Annotated in this window: 14 protein-coding genes; 7 read left to right on the forward strand and 7 right to left on the reverse strand. The window is 71.3% G+C overall.

Features of this window, described 5'->3' with window-relative positions; translation table 11 throughout:
• The first annotated feature begins 27 nt into the window (after window positions 1-27).
• On the forward strand, window positions 28-1,389 hold the full coding sequence (gdhA, locus tag AC3RXZ_RS05570) for an NADP-specific glutamate dehydrogenase (protein ID WP_491493381.1): 1,362 nt from the start codon (window positions 28-30) through the stop codon (window positions 1,387-1,389).
• A gap of 51 nt (window positions 1,390-1,440) precedes the next feature.
• Here gdhA and hutI read toward each other — a convergent pair whose 3' ends face one another.
• From hutI to hutH, 3 genes are read right to left on the reverse strand one after another with little or no spacing between them, the layout of a single operon-like run.
• Window positions 1,441-2,589 carry an imidazolonepropionase gene (gene hutI / locus AC3RXZ_RS05575; RefSeq protein WP_243224686.1) on the reverse strand — a complete coding sequence of 383 codons (1,149 nt, stop codon included), beginning with the start codon at window positions 2,587-2,589 and terminating at the stop codon, window positions 1,441-1,443.
• On the reverse strand, window positions 2,586-4,229 hold the full coding sequence (hutU, locus tag AC3RXZ_RS05580) for a urocanate hydratase (RefSeq protein ID WP_491493382.1): 1,644 nt from the start codon (window positions 4,227-4,229) through the stop codon (window positions 2,586-2,588). Before hutU ends, hutI begins: the two co-directional genes overlap by 4 nt.
• A complete protein-coding gene (gene hutH / locus AC3RXZ_RS05585; protein WP_491493383.1) occupies window positions 4,219-5,760 on the reverse strand; it encodes a histidine ammonia-lyase in 1,542 nt (513 codons plus the stop codon). The genes hutU and hutH overlap by 11 nt, the downstream gene beginning before the upstream one ends.
• 71 nt (window positions 5,761-5,831) lie before the next feature.
• Here hutH and AC3RXZ_RS05590 point away from each other — a divergent pair, with 71 nt between their 5' ends.
• Window positions 5,832-6,596: an IclR family transcriptional regulator gene (locus tag AC3RXZ_RS05590; protein ID WP_491493384.1), complete on the forward strand. Its 765-nt coding sequence runs from the start codon at window positions 5,832-5,834 to the stop codon at window positions 6,594-6,596.
• A gap of 14 nt (window positions 6,597-6,610) precedes the next feature.
• Here the strand turns inward: AC3RXZ_RS05590 and AC3RXZ_RS05595 are convergent, their stop codons facing one another.
• Complete coding sequence (locus AC3RXZ_RS05595) at window positions 6,611-6,745, reverse strand: hypothetical protein (RefSeq protein WP_283818065.1); 135 nt, start codon at window positions 6,743-6,745, stop codon at window positions 6,611-6,613.
• Between the two features lie 162 nt (window positions 6,746-6,907).
• Between AC3RXZ_RS05595 and AC3RXZ_RS05600 the strand changes: the two genes are divergently transcribed.
• From AC3RXZ_RS05600 to AC3RXZ_RS05610, 3 genes are read left to right on the forward strand one after another with little or no spacing between them, the layout of a single operon-like run.
• Window positions 6,908-7,765, forward strand: a complete 858-nt coding sequence (locus tag AC3RXZ_RS05600; RefSeq protein WP_243224682.1) for a hypothetical protein — start codon at window positions 6,908-6,910, stop codon at window positions 7,763-7,765.
• A 21-nt stretch (window positions 7,766-7,786) separates the two neighbouring features.
• The gene (locus AC3RXZ_RS05605) at window positions 7,787-8,710 is read left to right on the forward strand and encodes an AEC family transporter (protein ID WP_491493385.1); all 924 of its coding nucleotides are present in this window, start codon (window positions 7,787-7,789) and stop codon (window positions 8,708-8,710) included.
• 57 nt (window positions 8,711-8,767) lie between these two features.
• Window positions 8,768-9,604 (forward strand): hypothetical protein, encoded by an 837-nt coding sequence (locus tag AC3RXZ_RS05610; RefSeq protein ID WP_491493386.1) that lies wholly within the window; start codon window positions 8,768-8,770, stop codon window positions 9,602-9,604.
• A 9-nt stretch (window positions 9,605-9,613) separates the two neighbouring features.
• Here the strand turns inward: AC3RXZ_RS05610 and cydB are convergent, their stop codons facing one another.
• Both cydB and AC3RXZ_RS05620 read right to left on the reverse strand, forming a co-directional pair.
• Window positions 9,614-10,660, reverse strand: a complete 1,047-nt coding sequence (gene cydB / locus AC3RXZ_RS05615) for a cytochrome d ubiquinol oxidase subunit II (RefSeq protein ID WP_491493387.1) — start codon at window positions 10,658-10,660, stop codon at window positions 9,614-9,616.
• Window positions 10,661-10,681: 21 nt separating this feature from the next.
• Window positions 10,682-12,277 (reverse strand): cytochrome ubiquinol oxidase subunit I, encoded by a 1,596-nt coding sequence (locus AC3RXZ_RS05620; RefSeq protein ID WP_243224678.1) that lies wholly within the window; start codon window positions 12,275-12,277, stop codon window positions 10,682-10,684.
• A 150-nt stretch (window positions 12,278-12,427) separates the two neighbouring features.
• Between AC3RXZ_RS05620 and AC3RXZ_RS05625 the strand changes: the two genes are divergently transcribed.
• On the forward strand, window positions 12,428-12,784 hold the full coding sequence (locus AC3RXZ_RS05625; RefSeq protein WP_243224677.1) for a BlaI/MecI/CopY family transcriptional regulator: 357 nt from the start codon (window positions 12,428-12,430) through the stop codon (window positions 12,782-12,784).
• A gap of 7 nt (window positions 12,785-12,791) precedes the next feature.
• Window positions 12,792-13,610: a M56 family metallopeptidase gene (locus AC3RXZ_RS05630; RefSeq protein ID WP_243224676.1), complete on the forward strand. Its 819-nt coding sequence runs from the start codon at window positions 12,792-12,794 to the stop codon at window positions 13,608-13,610.
• Between the two features lie 204 nt (window positions 13,611-13,814).
• Here the strand turns inward: AC3RXZ_RS05630 and cydC are convergent, their stop codons facing one another.
• The gene (gene cydC, locus AC3RXZ_RS05635) at window positions 13,815-17,165 is read right to left on the reverse strand and encodes a thiol reductant ABC exporter subunit CydC (protein ID WP_491493388.1); all 3,351 of its coding nucleotides are present in this window, start codon (window positions 17,163-17,165) and stop codon (window positions 13,815-13,817) included.
• Window positions 17,166-17,201: the final 36 nt, after the last annotated feature.

Consider the following 17,201-nt stretch of genomic DNA (forward strand, 5'->3'; position numbering starts at 1 on the left):
TCCCCCATCCAGAAAGCCGCTCTCCGCGTGACCGCTACTGACTTCCATCCCCTTGCCGACGCCGTCCAGCCCGTCTTCGACACCGTCCGCACGCGCAGCCCGCACGAGCCGGAGTTCCAGCAGGCCGTGCACGAAGTGCTGCACTCGATCGGCCCGGTGCTCGAGCGCCACCCCGAGTACGCGGACGCGGGAATCGTGGAGCGCGTCGTCGAGCCGGAGCGCCAGATCATGTTCCGCGTGCCGTGGGTGGACGACGCGGGTCGCCTGCAGGTCAACCGCGGCTACCGGATCCAGTTCTCCTCGGTGCTCGGTCCGTACAAGGGCGGACTGCGGTTCCACCCCTCGGTGAACCTGTCGATCATCAAGTTCCTCGGCTTCGAGCAGATCTTCAAGAACGCTCTCACCGGCCAGGGCATCGGCGGCGCGAAGGGCGGCAGCGACTTCGACCCGCACGGCCGCTCGGATGCCGAGATCATGCGGTTCTGCCAGTCGTTCATGAGCGAGCTGTGGCGCCACCTGGGTGAGCACACCGACGTCCCCGCGGGCGACATCGGGGTCGGCGGCCGTGAGATCGGCTACCTGTTCGGCACCTACCGCAAGATCACCAACCGCCACGAGTCCGGCATGTTCACGGGCAAGGGCACGGGTTGGGGCGGCGCCGAGGTGCGCACGGAGGCGACCGGCTACGGTGCAGTGTTCTTCGCCGAGGAGATGCTCGCCGTCAAGGGCGACTCCTTCGAGGGCAAGCGCGTCGGCGTCTCCGGTTCCGGGAACGTGGCGATCTACGCGATCCAGAAGGCCACGCAGCTCGGCGCGACGGCGGTCACGGCATCGGACTCCTCCGGCTACGTCGTCGATGACGCAGGCATCGACCTGGATCTGCTCCGCCAGATCAAGGAGGTCGAGCGCGGGCGCATCGTCGAGTACGCGAACCGCCGCCCCGGCGCGCGCTTCGTCGAGGGCGGCCGCGTGTGGGAGGTGCCGATCGACATCGCCGTGCCGTCGGCCACGCAGAACGAGCTGGACCTCGCGGACGCTCAGGCCCTCATCGGCAACGGCGTGCGCGCCGTCTCGGAGGGCGCCAACATGCCGTGCGTCCCCGAGGCCGTCGAGGCGTTCCAGTCCGCCGGAGTGCTGTTCGCCCCCGGCAAGGCGGCCAACGCCGGCGGTGTGGCCACCTCGGCGCTGGAGATGAGCCAGAACGCCTCGCGTCAGCGCTGGGCCTTCGCGGACAGCGAGCGCAAGCTCCGCCAGATCATGGCGGACATCCACCGCGCTTCCTTCGAGGCTGCCGAGCGCTACGGCGTCCCCGGCGATTACGTGGCAGGCGCGAACATCGCCGGCTTCGAGCGGGTCGCGGCGGCGATGCTCGCACAGGGCGTCATCTGACCCGAACCCTCGAGAGAGCCCGACCGCCGAGTCGGGCTCTCTTTCGTGAGCTCAGCGCACCCGGATGCCGTCCTTCCAGACGCCGGCCACCAGCGGCACGCCCGGACGATAGGCCAGGTGCACGCGGCTGGGAGCGTCCAGCAGCACGAGGTCCGCGCGCATGCCGGGAGCGATGACGCCGATGTCGCCACGACGCAGCGCCTTCGCGCCCCCGGCGGTCGCGGCCCGGACCGCCTCGCCCGGGGTCATCCCCATGTCGCGCACAGCGATCGCGATGCAGAACGGCATGGAGCTGGTGAAGCTGGAGCCGGGGTTCGTGTCGCAGGCCAGCGCCACCGACACTCCGGCGTCGAGGAGCCGGCGCGCATCCGGATACGGCTGCCGGGTCGAGAACTCGACACCGGGAAGCAGGGTCAGGACGGTGTCGGATGCCGCGAGAGCCGCCACGTCGTCCTCGGTGAGGTAGGTGCCGTGGTCGACCGAGGCGGCGCCGAGTTCGACGGCCAGTCGGACTCCTTCGCCGGGGCCCAACTGGCTCGCGTGCACGCGCGGTGCGAGTCCGCGGGCGATGCCCGCCTCCAGGATGCGCCGGGACTGCTCGACGGTGAACGCCCCGGTCTCGCAGAACACGTCGATCCAGCGGGAGTGGGGGGCCGCGGCATCCAGCATCGGCCCCGTCACGAGGTCGACGTAGGCCTCCGGACGGTCGGCGTACTCGGCGGGCACGACGTGGGCGCCGAGGAAGGTGACCTCGGCGGTGACCTCGGCGGCGAGGCGCACGAGCCGCTCCTCGTCAGCGACCGTGAGTCCGTACCCGCTCTTGATCTCGACGGTCGTCGTCCCCTGCGCGAGCATCTCATCGATGAATCCGCGCAGCCGCGTGCGCAGCTCCTCGTCCGAGGCCGCGCGGGTCGCCGCGACGGTGGAGCGGATCCCGCCGGCGGCGTACTTCTCACCCGCCATGCGCGCCTCGAACTCCGCGGCGCGGTCGCCCCCGAAGACGAGGTGGCTGTGGCTGTCCACGAATCCCGGGATGACGGCTCGCCCCGCGGCATCCGCCACCTCCTCCGCACGCGGTGCCGCCGCGGCGTCGCCGACCCAGGAGATCAGGCCGTCCTCGACCAGGACGGCGGCGTCGCGCAGCAGGCCCTCTCCGACGTTGGTCGTGAGCTCCGCGATGTTCGTGATGAGCGTGTTCACAGCATCGGCACCTTCAGGCCGCGCTCGCGGGCGACGTCGCGCGCGTGCTCGTATCCGGCGTCGACGTGGCGCATGACACCCGTGCCGGGATCGTTCGTGAGGACGCGGGCGAGCTTCTCCGCGGCCAGGTCCGAACCGTCGGCGACGGTCACCTGGCCGGCGTGGATGGACCGCCCGATCCCGACCCCGCCGCCGTGATGCAGCGAGACCCAGCTCGCCCCGGACGCCGTGTTCAGCAGCGCGTTCAGCAGCGGCCAGTCGGCGATCGCGTCCGAACCGTCCTTCATCGCCTCGGTCTCCCGGTAGGGCGAGGCGACCGACCCAGAGTCGAGGTGGTCGCGGCCGATCACGATCGGCGCCGACAGCTCGCCTGAGGCCACCATCTCGTTGAACCGCAGTCCGGCGAGGTGGCGTTCCTGGTACCCCAGCCAGCAGATGCGCGCGGGAAGACCCTCGAAGTGCACCTTCTCCCCGGCCTTCTCGAGCCAGCGGTGCAGCGCGGTGTCCTCGGGGAACAGCTCGGCGATCGCCCGGTCGGTGCGCCGGATGTCCTCCGGGTCGCCGGAAAGCGCGGCCCAGCGGAAGGGCCCTCGGCCCTCCTCGAACTGCGGCCGGATGTACGCCGGCACGAAGCCGGGGAACGCGAACGCCCGCTCGAACCCGCCGAGCTCCGCCTCCGCACGGATCGAGTTGCCGTAGTCGAACACGGCGGCTCCGGCATCCTGGAACGCGACCATCGCGGCGACGTGCGCGGCCATGGACTCGCGGGCGCGCCGGGTGAAGTCCTCCGGGTCCCGGGATGCCTCGCCCTTCCAGTCCTCGAACGCGACGCCGAGAGGCAGGTACGCCAGCGGATCGTGCGCGCTGGTCTGGTCGGTCACGATGTCGATCGGCACGCCGCGACGCAGCAGCTCGGGGAACACCTCGGCGGCGTTGCCGAGCACACCGACCGACAGCGCCTCGCCGGCGTCCTTGGCGGCCAGGACACGCTCCACCGCGGCGTCCAGGTCGGTCGTGTACTCGTCGAGGTATCCGTGCGCGACGCGACGGGACAGGCGCGACTCGTCGACGTCGACGATGAACACGGCGCCCTCGTTCATCGTCACGGCGAGCGGCTGCGCCCCGCCCATGCCGCCCGCGCCTGCGGTCAGGGTCAGCGTGCCCCGCAGCGAGTCGCGCCCGAGCGACCGCGCGACGGCGGCGAAGGTCTCGTAGGTCCCCTGCAGGATGCCCTGCGTGCCGATGTAGATCCAGCTTCCCGCGGTCATCTGCCCGTACATGATCAGCCCGAGCTCTTCGAGACGGCGGAACTCCGGCCACGTCGCCCAGTCGCCGACGAGGTTCGAGTTCGCGATGAGCACGCGCGGCGCCCACTCGTGCGTGCGGAACACGCCGACGGGCTTTCCGGATTGCACCAGGAGCGTCTCGTCGGGCTCGAGCTCGTCGAGCGTGCGCACGATCGCGTCGTACGCCTCCCAGTTGCGCGCGGCGCGGCCGGTGCCGCCGTAGACGACGAGGTCCTCGGGATGCTCGGCGACCTCGGGGTCGAGGTTGTTCATCAGCATCCGCTTGGCGGCCTCGGCGCCCCAGCTCTTCGCGGTCCGCTCCGGCCCGTGCGGGGCCCTGATCTCACGAGGCATGTGCGTGCTCCTTCGCTGCCCGGACGACGGCGCCCGATCGGACGAGTTCGGTGACGGCCTCGATGTCGGGCGACAGGAAGCGGTCGGGACCCGGACCGCCGGCGACGGTGCGGACGAGGTCGCGGACGGCGCCGGTCGCGGGGCCCGGCTGCAGCGGTGCGCGCAGATCGAGCGCCCGCGTGCCGGTGAGGATCTCGATCGCCAGGACCCGCGTCAGGCCGTCGATCGCGCGACGCAGCTTGCGCGCCGCCGACCAGCCCATCGAGACGTGGTCCTCCTGCATCGCCGAGGACGGGATGGAGTCGACGGATGCCGGGACCGCGAGGCGCTTGAGCTCCGAGACGATCCCGGCCGCGGCGTACTGCGCGATCATGAGCCCGGAGTCGACCCCCACCTCGTCGGCGAGGAACGGCGGCAGACCATGGCTGCGTGCGGGATCCAGCGCGCGATCGGTGCGGCGCTCCGAGACGCTCGCGACGTCGGCCACCGAGATCGCGAGGAAGTCGAGCACGGCCGCCACCGGAGCGCCGTGGAAGTTGCCGTTCGACTCGATGCGGCCGTCCGGGGTGATGATCGGGTTGTCGATGACGCTCGCGAGCTCGCGCGACGCGATCGTCGCGGCGTGCTCAGCGGTGTCGCGCGCAGAGCCGTGCACCTGCGGCGAGCAGCGCAGCGAGTAGGCGTCCTGCACGCGCCCGTCCTCCGGGCCCTTGTGGCTCGCGACGATCGGCGAGTCCGCGAGGAACGCGCGCAGATGGGATGCCGACACCGCCTGCCCGGACTGCGGCCGCAGCGCCATGAGGTCGGCGGCGAACACGGCGTCCGTGCCGAGCTGGCTCTCCACGGACAGCGCGGCGGCGACGTCCGCGGTCGTGAGCAGGGTCTCCAGGTCGGCGAGAGCGAGCGCCAGCATCCCCAGCATCCCGTCCGTGCCGTTGATGAGCGCGAGCCCCTCCTTCTCCTCCAGGACGAGCGGCTCGATCCCGGCGGCCGCGAGGGCTTCGGATGCCGGGACGAGCCCGTTCCCGGTGCGCACCTCCCCCTCGCCCATCGCGGCGAGCGCGATGTGCGCGAGCGGAGCGAGGTCGCCGGAGCATCCCAGCGACCCGTACTCGCGGACGACCGGGACGATTCCCGCGTTCAGCAGGTCCGCATAGGTCTCGGCGACGACGGGGCGCACGCCCGTTCGCCCCGAGGCGAGGGTCTGCAGGCGCAGCAGCTGCAGTCCGCGCACGACCTCGCGCTCCACCTCGGCGCCGGTGCCCGCGGCGTGGGAGCGGATGAGGCTGGCCTGGAGCTGCCTGCGACGATCTGCGGCGATGAACGTCGTGGCGAGGGCGCCGAATCCCGTGGAGACGCCGTAGTGCGGATCGGGGTCGGCGGCGAGAGCGTCCACGATCGCGCGCGTCTCGGTGACCCGGTCGAGGGCTGCGGTGTCGATCTCGACCGGCGCGTCATGACGGGCGACGGCGACGACGTCGGCGACGGACAGGGGCTCGGCTCCGACGTGGACAGGGGGATGCGCGCTCATGCTCCCGATTCCACACCCCGGCGACGGCCCGCGACAGCCTTCCGTGCGATCATGTGTCTGTGATCCCAGACATGAGCGGCAGACCGTCGCCCCGGGTGCCCGCAGCCGATCAGACGCTGCGGATCCTGCGTCACCTGGCCGGACGGCCGGCGCCGGTCGCGGCGTCCGCGATCGCCCGCGACCTGGAGCTGCCCCGATCCACCGTGTACCACCTGCTCGCGACCCTCGCCGAGCACGGCTTCGTGCTGCATCTGCGCGAGGAACGCCGCTGGGCTCTGGGCACCGCGGCCAGCGAGCTGGCCGGCGGGTTCGCCAGGCAGCAGCCGCTCGCGCGACTCGGGCGGCCGCTCGTCGCCGCGCTGGCGGACCGGCTCGGCGAGAGCACCCATCTGGCCGTGATGAGCGGCGCGGACGTCGTGTACATCGTCGAGGAACGCGCACCCCGGCGACCGGCCCTGGTGACGGATGTCGGGGTGCGGCTGCCCGCTCATCTGACCGCCACCGGCCGTGCCATGCTCGCCGCCCTCCCCCGTGGGCAGGTGCGCGCGCTGTTCCCGGACCGCTCCGCGTTCCCGACCCGCACCGGCGACGGACCGTCAGGGCCCGCGGAACTGCGGGATCTGCTGCGCGAGGTGCGCGTCCGGGGCCTCGCGATCGAGGACGGCGAGGTGACACCCGGACTGCGATCGGTCGGCGCCGCCGTCCACGATGCGGCGGGCTGGCCGATCGCAGCGGTCGCGGCCACCTGGTCGACGGATGCGGGACCCGAGGAGCAGGCAGCCGCGACGGCTGTCGCCGAGACGGCATCCACGCTGGAACGACGCCTTCGGCGATGAGGCCGGCGTTCGGATCAGCCGGACGCGCCCTTGCGCGGCTTGATGAACGCGGCCGGCTCCCTCTTCTCGCGCTTGGCCGCTCTCCTCTCCTTCAGAGTGAGCTGCGGGGTCTTCCTGCCGTCGCGTGCGCGCGGTGACTTGCCTGACATGTGAACTCGCTTCCCCTTCGTCGGCTGGCGGGTGAATGATCGACCATATCCGGTTCCTGCAGGAAGTCAAATTTCCCGCTGACCGGGAAATTCCTCCGTCGGATGCACCCGCCGGAATCCGACCCGTGATCGGGAGCGGACACCGGCGCGTAGCCTGCAGCCATGACGGATGAGACGCGCGAAGAGGTGTGGTGGGAGGACGGTCCGATCTTCTCGACGACACGGGCGGGGAGTCGCATCGTGTCCGTCGGACCGGACGCCGACCTTCCCCGCCTCGACGCCGTCCAGGTTCTGATGCTCGCGATCGCCCCCGTCTTCTGCGGCATCCTGATCGCGCTGGTCCTGCCCGCGAGCTTCCCGCCGCTCGCGGCCGCCCTCGGCTGGAGCGCCTGGCACCTGCTCTGGTGGATCCCGCTCGTCCTGGGGGCGGCGTGGATGCTCATCACCGTCGTCCCCGCCTGCTACGCGCTCCTCGAGGAGGCGTTCGGACAGGCCTCGCTCGCGATGCGCGGCGCGACCTGGATCGTGGCCGGCGGCACGGCGATCGCGCTGCTCGTCTGGTCGTGGCTGCTGTCCGGGAACCGCGAGCCGTTCATCGCGGACCTCGCGCCGTTCGTGGGGTGGGGAGCCGCCGCGAGCGCGGTCGTCGCGGTCGGTGCGCTACTGCTGTTCCTCCTGAGCGTGTCCTCGGTCCGCCGCGTGACGCGCGAGATCCTGCAGCTGCGCGCACACGGGCGCCACCTCCCGGGGGAGGTCGCGATCGTCCCGGACCCGTCTCTGTGGATCCTCGCGCGGCCGCAGTTCCGCATCGAGGTGCGCTTCGTCGACGGCGAGCGCCGGCGCACGATCACGGCGGCGATGAGCACGACAGCCCACCGGGTGCCCCTCCCCGGATCACCCGTGCTCGTGCTCGTCAGCCCGCACGGCCGGACGCACGTCGAGCCGGATCCCGATCGCCCTCTGGACTTCGCGACCGACATCTCGCGTTACACGGCGCCCAGCGGCGAGGGCGGCAGCTGACCGGGCGCTACGCTCGAGAGCGTGCTCGATACTCTCACCGGATTCGCCGTGGTGGGACTCGCGATCGCCGTCGGGTACGTCATCGGCCGCATCGACCTGCTGGGCCCGCACGCGCGCCACGTGCTCGGGCGGCTCACCTTCTTCGTCCTGTCCCCGTTCCTGCTGTTCACCGTGCTCGCGCAGGCCGACGCGAAGGTCCTGTTCTCCTCGCTGCTTCCGGTCTCGGCGATCGCCGCGGCCGTCGTGATCGCCGCCTACGCGCTCGTCGCCCGAGTGTTCTGGAAGCGGGATGTCGGCGAGACCGTCATCGGCGCCCTGTCCGCCGGCCAGGTGAACTCCAACAACATCGGCATTCCGCTGTCGCTCTACCTGCTCGGCAGCGCCGCGTATCCCGCGCCCGTGATCCTCATGCAGCTGCTGGTGTTCACGCCCATCTCGCTGACGATCCTCGACGCGGTCACCGCCGCGAGGAAGAGCTCGGTGTGGCGCACGATGGCTCGCACGGCGACCAACCCGATCATCCTCGGCTCGGCGCTGGGCACGCTCGTGTCGGTCCTCGGGATCGACCTGCCGCCCATCGTCATGGAGCCGGCCGTGCTGCTCGCGAACGCATGCGTGCCGGTCCTGCTGGTCAGCTACGGCATCTCGCTGTTCGGCCAGCGCGTGCTCGGCACCTCCGGCCATCGCCGCGACGTGCTGCTCGCCTCCTCGCTGAAGCTGCTGGTGATGCCGGTGATCGCGTGGCTCGTCGCGCAGTTCCTGTTCGGTCTCAGCGCGCACGAGGTGCTCATCGTCGTCGTGCTGGCCGCTCTCCCCACCGCTCAGAACGTCTTCAACTACTCGCAGCGCTACGACGTCGGCGAGGCGATCTCGCGCGACACCGTGTTCATCACGACGATCGGCTGCGTGCCGGTGCTGCTGGTCGCGACCCTGCTGCTGGGGTGAGGCGCGACCTGTGATCGGGAGCACCCCGCGCGCCTAGCCTGATTCCGGGAGGTGCGCATGAAGGAGCCGTGGTGGGTCAGCGGTCCGGTGTTCTCCGTGTCGGACCACGGGGGACGAATCACGGTCCTTCCTCCCGGCGAGAACGTCGGCCGTCTCGACCTCGGTCTGCTGTTGCGAATGGTCGGCACCGCCGGCGCCTGGCTGATCCTGATGATCCTCTCCGCGCCGCGCACGATCGGCCCGGTGCGCTCGGAGGCGCTCCAGGAGATGTCCCGGACGTGGTGGTGGCTGGTTCTCCTCGCCGGTGCCGCGGTGCTCATGATGTGGTCCACGGCTGGTCTCTTCGCCGTCGCCCGGCGCATCTTCCGGCAGCTCGACATCGCCTTCGTCATGGCGGCGTGTGCAGCGTGCGCGGGCTTCGGCGCCGGAATGGCGATCGACGCGGCGATCGCGACGGCCTCGCCGGTCGAGACGACGGATGGCGTGATTTCGCTGTTCTTCATCGCAGCCGCCCTGCTCGGCTTCGCCGGATCGGCCACCTGGCTGCCGTTCGCCGTCGCCCGGGCGCGACGGCGAGGGTGGGCCATCGCGCGGCTGCGGGAACGCGGACGGCGTCTGTTCGGAACCGTCGTGTCGATCGGCCGCATGACGGGTGACATCGGCGGATTCACGCAGTTCCGCGACACCCGCATCGTGTACCGAGACGGCGACGCCGAACGCGACATCGCGGTGGCGATGTCGGCCACTCCCTCACGCGTGCCGCTGCCCGGGTTCGGCGTCGTCGTGTTCACCGATGGCGTCCAGGTCCACATCGAGCCGGACCGCGAGGTGCCGGTTCACCTCGATCCGGATTCCGAGAAGTACCGGCACACGGCCGACGGCGGAGGCGGGTGAGCCTGATCGTCAGCGAGCCGGGTCCGCCCGCAGGATCGCCGGAAGCACGATGTGCGCGTCCGGGATCATGCCCGATGTCACCCGCTTGCGGAAGATCCAGTAGCTCCAGGCCTGGTACAGCAGGATCACCGGAAGCGACACGGCTGCGATGACGGTCATGACGCCGAGCGTGTAGGGGCTGTTCGAGGCGTTGGCGATCGTCAGGTCGAAGGCCGGATCCACGGTCGAGGGCAGCACGAGCGGGAACATCCCGGCGAACACCGCCGCGGCGCCGAAGAGCCCGAACCCGGCGTAGCCGATGAAGGCCGTGCCCTCGCGGCGTCGGCGCGCCGCGATCCAGCCCACCACGGCCCCGGCCACGGCCAGCGCGATGAACGTCCACGCGAGAGGGGTGCCGCCGTGGGCGAGCTGCACCCAGATCGCCCATCCTGCCGCCGGCAGAAGGCACAGCGGAGCCCAGCGCGCGGCGAAGCGTCCGGCGCGCTCGCGCACCGGGCCGTTCGCCTTGAGACCGAGGAAGGTCGCGGAGTGGGCAAGGGAGAACCCGACGACGGCCAGCCCGCCGAGCACGGCCGGGACGGTCAACCAGACGAAGGGGCCGCCCACCCGGTCGCCGTTGGCGTCGATCGGCAGGCCGAGCGAAGTCAGGGCGAGCGCCGCGCCGATGCAGAACGCCACGATGAGGGAGCCGAGCCCGATCATCCACGTCCAGAACGTGCGCCAGCGCTCGGTGTGGATCTTTCCGCGGTACTCGATGCCGACCGCACGGACGATGAGCCCGACGAGCGTGATCGTCAGCGGGACGTACAACGTGGAGAACAGCGAGGCGTACCAGGCCGGGAAGGCGGCGAAGATCGCGGCGCCCGCCGTGATGAGCCACACCTCGTTGCCGTCCCAGACCGGACCGATCGTGTTCAGCATGACGCGGCGATCGCGCTCGGAACGCGTCGAGAAGATCATGTGCATGCCGACGCCGAGGTCGAACCCCTCGAGCAGCAGGTATCCGATCCACAGCACGGCGATCGCGATGAACCAGACGATGGGAAGCGGTTCCATGGTGATTCCTCTCGTTCCCGATCAGTAGGCGAAGGCGAGGACGTCGTCGCGCCGGTCGCCGTCGGTGCCGTCTCCGGGGCCGTCGTCGTCGGCATCCCGGTGCCCGGAGAGCTCCGGCATGGACGCTGCGACCCCGCCGCGGATGTATTTGGTCATGAGGAAGAGCTCGATCACCAGCATCACGCCATAGACCGCCGTGAGGGTGATGACGGAGAAGAGCATCTCGCCAGCAGTGACCCCGGGTGAGACGGCGGCCGCCGTGAACATGAACACCCCGTCGATGCCGGTCGCGTCCGGGTTCGGGGCGACGACGAAGGGCTGCCGTCCCATCTCGGTGAAGATCCAGCCGGCGATGTTGGCCGCGAACGGAGCGACGATGCCCAGCAGCGCCAGGCGCATGATCCACGGCGATCGCAGGACCGTCCCCTTGCGGGTGAGCCACAGGGCGATGACGGCGCCCGTCGCGACGATGCCGCCCAGCCCGATCATGAGCCGGAAGCCCCAGTACGTCACCCACATCACCGGCACGTACTCGACCTCGCTGCCGGCGCGGTCGCCGTACAGCTCGTCGTTCGGGATCGTCTCGCCGTACTGGTTCACGTACTGCGGCTCGAGATCGCTGATGCCGGGCATCTCGGCGCCCCACTCCCCCGTGCCGAGGAATCCGAGCACGCCGGGGATCTCGATCAGGGTGACGACGTCGGAGCAGTCGCGCGATCCGGGGTCGCCGAGGGAGAGCACCGAGAAGGCCGATCCGGTGTGGCAGGCCGCCTCCGCCGCCGCCATCTTCATGGGCTGCTGCTCGTACATGAGCTTGCCCTGGATGTCCCCCGTGGCGACCGTGCCGGCGAAGCCGAGGATCGCGACGATCGCGCCGAAGCGCAGCGACCAGATCCAGACGCCGTGGTCCTTCCTGTCGCGGCCGGGCACGGCATCCGCTTCGCCCACGACGACCCGTCCCTGAGCGTCGACCGTGTCGATGCCGTCGTGACGACGGCGCCAGAGGTGGTACCACGAGATGCCGAGCAGGAACATGCCTGCGACCACGAGCGCACCGAAGATCGTGTGCGTGTACGCCGCCAGCGCGGTGTTGTTCGTCAGCACCGCCCAGACATCGGTCATCACCGGACGTCCGTCGGCTCCGAGCTCGACGCCGACCGGGTGCTGCATCCACGAGTTCGCGACGATGATGAAGTACGCCGAGATCCAGGACCCGATCACGGCGCACCACAGGGCCGCCAGGTGGATCCCCTTGCGCAGGCGCCCCCAGCCGAAGATCCAGATGCCGAGGAAGGTCGACTCGACGAAGAACGCGAGCAGTCCCTCCATGGCGAGCGGCGCCCCGAAGACGTCGCCGACGAAGCGGGAGTACTCGCTCCATGCCATCCCGAACTGGAACTCCTGCACGAGGCCGGTGGCGACGCCGACGATGAAGTTGATCAGGTAGACCTTGCCCCAGAACTTCGTCATGCGCAGGAACTTCTCATCCCCGGTGCGCACCCACGCCGACTGCATGATCGCCACGGACATGCCGAGCCCGAGGGTCAGCGGCACCATCAGGAAGTGGTACACGGTCGTGATGCCGAACTGCCACCGGGCGATGTCGAGCACGTCCACTGCTGATCTCCTTCGCAGAGCCGATCGCGGGAAGGACCCGCGCTTGAATTCTACATTACGTAGAACTTCTTCGACAGAGCATAGAACAAATTCGACCGGGGGTAGAATGAGATCGGCCGTGAGAATCGACGGACGGCCAGGGAGGCGATCATGGGAACGCTCGGAGAACTCGAACGCGCCGTCATGGATGCGATCTGGGATGCCGATGCACCCGTCACCGCGTACGACGTGCAGGAGCAGCTCTCCTCCGCCGGCCGCGCGCTGGCCGTGACGACGCTGCTCACCGTGCTCTCGCGCCTGGAGAAGAAGGGCTTCGTGTCCTCCGACCGCTCCGCGCGTCCGCACCGCTACACCGCCGTCGCGTCGCGCGCCGACCACGTCGCCGAGCTCATGCACTCGGTCCTCGGCGACGCGGGGGATCGCACCGCCGTCCTCGAGCGCTTCGTGGGCGGCGTCTCCGCCGAGGATGCCGCGGTGCTCCGTCAACTGCTGTCCGGGACGCACTGAGACGCACATGACCGCGTTCTCCGCCGCGAGTGACCAGGCCCTCGTCGGGGCTGTCGTCATCCCGCACGGCGCGGTCGTCGCGGGCGCCGTCGTTCTCGGCGTCGTCGCGCTGGCGCTGGCCTGGCCGGTCCCCGTCGCCCTGTCGCGGGCCACGTGGCCGATGCGGATGCCGGTGATCGCCCTGCTGCTCTGGCAGGCGATCGGCCTGGCGGGAGGGCTGTCGATGATCGGCGCACTCGCGCTCGCCGGCTATGCGGTCGCCCCGCAGCATCCATGGTGGGCGCTGCTGCCGGCCACGGCGTTCACGGTCTATCTGCTGGCGCACCTGGCCGTCACGATCGTGCAGGTCACGCTCCAGCGCCACCGCCATCTCGCCCTGCTGGACATGCTCACGTCCCCGCATCCGACCAGGGCGCGCACGCGGGTCATCGACGATGCGGTGCCGGTGGCGTACTGCCTGCCGAACGGCGCGCGCTCGGTGACCGTGCTGTCACAGGGGCTGCTGGACCGCCTGGATCCCGATGAGCTCGTCGCCGTGATCGCGCACGAGCGGGCGCACGTCGAGCAGCGCCACGATCTGCTGCTGCTCGCGTTCCGTGCGTGGCGCTCCGCGCTGCCCTGGTTCCCCATCGCCGCCCGTGCCGAGGCCGAAGTCGCCGCGCTCGTCGAGATGCTCGCCGACGATCATGCTCGGCGGGAGGTCCGCGACGAAGTGCTCGCCAGGGCCATCCTCGCCGTGGGAGCCAGCGGAGTGCCGGGCGCCGAGCGCGTCGTCTCGGGATCGACGAGGGTCAGCGACCGCTTCCGCCGTCTCTTCCCGGCCTGAGTCGGTTCTCCGCTCCTCCCTCACATGTTGAGCGAAGAGCAGCCGGTACCTCCTCTCGCACGTGTGAGCGAAGAGCGGCGGTCGCCCCTCCTCTCGCTCGTTGAGCGAGGACGGCGGAGCCGACCGGAAACACGCTGACGATCGAGCGGCGTTCGCCTGGTGCGTTTCGACTCGATCCGCTCGCTCGCTGAACCTGCGCAGACGTCACCGCGCGAGAGACACCACGTCGTCTCCCGGCGTCCGGTCGGCCGTCCGGTGCGACACGAGCAGCACGACACGGTCCGCCGTCGCCGAGCGCACGTCGGCCATCATCGCGGCCGCCGTCGGCTCGTCCAGATGGGCTGTGGGCTCGTCGAGCAGGATCACGTCGGCCTGCGTCAGCAGGGCGCGCGCGACGGCCAGCCTCTGACGTTCTCCGCCCGACAGCGCCGATCCGCCGGCGCCGACCCGGGTGTCCAGGCCGGCGGACAGCCCGTCCAGCAGCGGTGCGAGTCCGGCGCGCGCGAGGGCGGCGCGCAGGGCGGTGTCATCCGGCGCCTCATCCCGCGGCCTGGCCAGCAGGAGGTTCCCGCGCAGCGTGGAGTCGAACACGTACGCGTCCTGCGGACACCAGGCCACCCGGTCCCGCCAGCCGCGCTCGGTCATCCGCGTGAGGGGCACGTCGTCGGCGAGGACGGCGCCCCGCTCGAGCGGCAGCGCCCCCATCACGGCTGAGAGCACGGTCGACTTCCCCGATCCGGACGGCCCGTCGAGCACGAGCCAGCGGCCGGCGCGCGCAACGCCTGCGACACCCTCGACGGCCGGGCGTGCGGCTCCCGGATAGCGGATCGTGACGTCGTCCAGCGCGACTTCCTCCACCGCGGCATCCGGCGCCATCCGTCCCCATTCCGGCGACGGCGCTGGGCGCAGGATCGGACCGAGGCGCTCCCGCAGGGCGCGCAGCGCCGGCAGCCGGTGCACGGCCGCGACCAGCCCCACCAGCGGCTCGAGCAGTGCGAGCACGAGCAGGGCGACCGTGGACGCGTTCTCGGCCGGCAGCTGCGGCGACAGCGGCGCGACGAGGATCGCGAGCAGTGCCACCGCCGCCGTGACGACCGCCGACCCCAGCCCGGACGACCACGCGGCCCGCCGTTCCGCGGCGGCGAGGCGGTCGCCGGCAGCATCCAGGACGTCCAGCGCCGCGGGCGTCGCGCCGCTGCCCCGCAGGTCGTCGGCCGCGGCGGCCAGCGCGGATGTCCCGCGGACGATGTCCGAGCGCGCGCTCACCCTGGCGGCTCCCGCCCCGCGCTCGGAGGCGATCGCAAGAACGGATGCCGCAGCCACCGCGAGCAGGAGCACCGCGGCGACGAGGAGCACGAGATGCGGGGCGACGAGGCCCGTCGTGACGATGGCCCCGACGATGACCAGCACGCCGGCGCCGATCGGCGGGAGCACGCGCGGCAGCTGATCGCGCAGATCGTCCGCCAGCGTGACGAGGTAGTCCAGCGGCGCTCCGCCCTCCAGCAGGCGACGCGATCCCGCTCCGCGAGCAGCGATCGCCCGCCACAGCCGAAGGCGCAGCGCGTCGACGACCTGGAACGCCGCGCGGTGCGTCACCAGGCGCTCCGCATAGCGTCCGACCGCGCGCCCGATGCCGAACGCGCGCACGCCCACGATCGCGACGAGGAGATACATGATGTACTCCTCGACGCTCGCGCGGACGATCAGCCACCCGGAGACGGCGGTGAGCGCGATGCCGAGGCCCGCGGCGAGGGCCGCGAGCAGGACGGAAGCCGTCCAGATCCACCGGTGCGGACGCACCAGCGCGCGCAGCGTCAGGCGCCCGCTCGGGCCGGCGACCGGTCTGTTCGGTGCCGCGGCCACGCTCGTGGGCGCGGCCACCGCGGCAGTCCCGACCTCCGCCGGACCAGGCCGCTGCGCCGCGGACGCGTCCGCTTCCGACCCCGCCCGCCCGGATTCCGCACCGGTCGCGCCGACCGGGATCGTGCCCGTCGCCATCGCGAGGGTGTCGGGCTCGTGACTCGCGAGCACGACGATGCAGCGGTCGGCCCGACGTGAGATCGCCGCCCGGACCAGCGCTGCAGACCCGGCATCCAGGTGCGCCGTCGGCTCGTCCAGCACGAGCAGCCGCGCGCCGGCGTCGATGCGCGCGAGGGCCCGGGCCACCGCCAGCCGGCGGAACTCGCCCGGACTGAGCTCCGCGACGGCGGCATCCGCCAGCGCAGCGAGCCCCACTTCGCGGAGCGCGTCGGCTCCGGCGCCGTACAGGGCGAGCTCGGCGCGCGGCGTGTCGGCGAAGCCGCGGGGCGCCTGCGGCGCCCACGCCACGGCATCCGCACTCACTCCGACGATCCGCCCCGAGATGACGGCATCCGCGGGGAGGACTCCCGCGAGCGCGGAGAGCAGCGTCGACTTGCCTGCGCCGCTCGGGCCGGTGACCGCGGTGATGCCGCGCAGTTCCCCGGTGACGGCATCCAGCGCGGCGTCCTCGCGTCCTGCGTACCGCACCGAGAGCGCCTCGAGCCGGATTCCGGCGTCGCCGGGCTCGCGCACGTCCCTGCCGCCGCTGCGCGACAGCAGAGCTCGCGTGCGATCGAGCGCCGAGAGGCCGTCCTGCGACGCGTGGAAGGCCGTGCCGACCTCCCGCAGCGCGGTGAAGCACTCCGGTGCGAGGACGAGCGCAAGAAGGGCCGGTTCGAGGGTCATCGTCCCGTTCAGCAGCCGCAGGCCCAGGAAGACCGCGACGATCGCCACCGAGATGGTCGCCACGAGCTCGAGCGCCAACGCGGAGAGGAAAGCCCATCGCAGAGTCTCCTCGGTCCGCGCGCGATAGCGGCTCTGGATGCCGTCGAGCGCGCGCGTCTGCTCGTCGACGCGCCCGAGGCCGACGAGCACCGGCAGTCCACGGGCGAGCTCGGTCAGGTGATCGGCCAGTCGCGTCAGTGCCGAGAGGGCGGCGTCCGTGCGCTGCTGGGTGTGCTTGCCGATGAGGATCATGAACAGCGGCACCAGCGGGACGGTGAGGACGATCACGAGGGCGCTGACCCAGTCGGCACCGAGGATGCGGACACCGACGATCAGGGGCACCACCGTGGCGGAGATGACGGCGGGGATGGTCTGAACGAAGTAGTCGTCCAGGTCGTCGAGCCCGTCGGCGGCGAGGATCGCAGTTCCTCCCCCTCTCGCGTCGCCCGCAGCGAGCCCGCGCCACAGGCGGCCGCGGAGATCCTGCTTCACCGACGTGGCGACGCGTCGCGCGAGCACGGAGGCCGCCCATTCCGCCCCGGATCGCAGCAGGGCTCCCAGGATGCCGAGGACGAGCACCAGACGCAGCCCGCCGCCGTCGATGCCTCCGTCCGCGAGCCCGGAGATGCCCCGGGCGAGCGCTTCCGCGATGAGGACCAGCCCCAGAGCTCGGGATGCCGCGAGCACACCGAGCGCGTAGAGAGAGCGTCGCGGCACCGCCGACAGGTCGGGGCGACGGAACCCCGGAGCGCGCGCCGCGCGCTCCGCCTCGATCACCCAGGGATCGTTCGGGATCTCGGTTCGGATCACCCTTGAATTCTACATGCCGTAGAAAACGTGGTCGGG

This window comes from Microbacterium cucumeris (assembly GCF_058349845.2).

What these genes read in the sequence shown, in the direction of transcription:
- hutU (WP_491493382.1), bottom strand. Translation starts at nt 4,229, where the DNA reads ATGCCTCGTGAGATCAGGGCCCCGCACGGGCCGGAGCGGACCGCGAAG.
- hutH (WP_491493383.1), bottom strand. Translation starts at nt 5,760, where the DNA reads ATGAGCGCGCATCCCCCTGTCCACGTCGGAGCCGAGCCCCTGTCCGTC.
- AC3RXZ_RS05590 (WP_491493384.1), top strand. Translation starts at nt 5,832, where the DNA reads ATGAGCGGCAGACCGTCGCCCCGGGTGCCCGCAGCCGATCAGACGCTG.
- AC3RXZ_RS05595 (WP_283818065.1), bottom strand. Translation starts at nt 6,745, where the DNA reads ATGTCAGGCAAGTCACCGCGCGCACGCGACGGCAGGAAGACCCCGCAG.
- AC3RXZ_RS05600 (WP_243224682.1), top strand. Translation starts at nt 6,908, where the DNA reads ATGACGGATGAGACGCGCGAAGAGGTGTGGTGGGAGGACGGTCCGATC.
- AC3RXZ_RS05610 (WP_491493386.1), top strand. Translation starts at nt 8,768, where the DNA reads ATGAAGGAGCCGTGGTGGGTCAGCGGTCCGGTGTTCTCCGTGTCGGAC.
- cydB (WP_491493387.1), bottom strand. Translation starts at nt 10,660, where the DNA reads ATGGAACCGCTTCCCATCGTCTGGTTCATCGCGATCGCCGTGCTGTGG.
- AC3RXZ_RS05625 (WP_243224677.1), top strand. Translation starts at nt 12,428, where the DNA reads ATGGGAACGCTCGGAGAACTCGAACGCGCCGTCATGGATGCGATCTGG.
- AC3RXZ_RS05630 (WP_243224676.1), top strand. Translation starts at nt 12,792, where the DNA reads ATGACCGCGTTCTCCGCCGCGAGTGACCAGGCCCTCGTCGGGGCTGTC.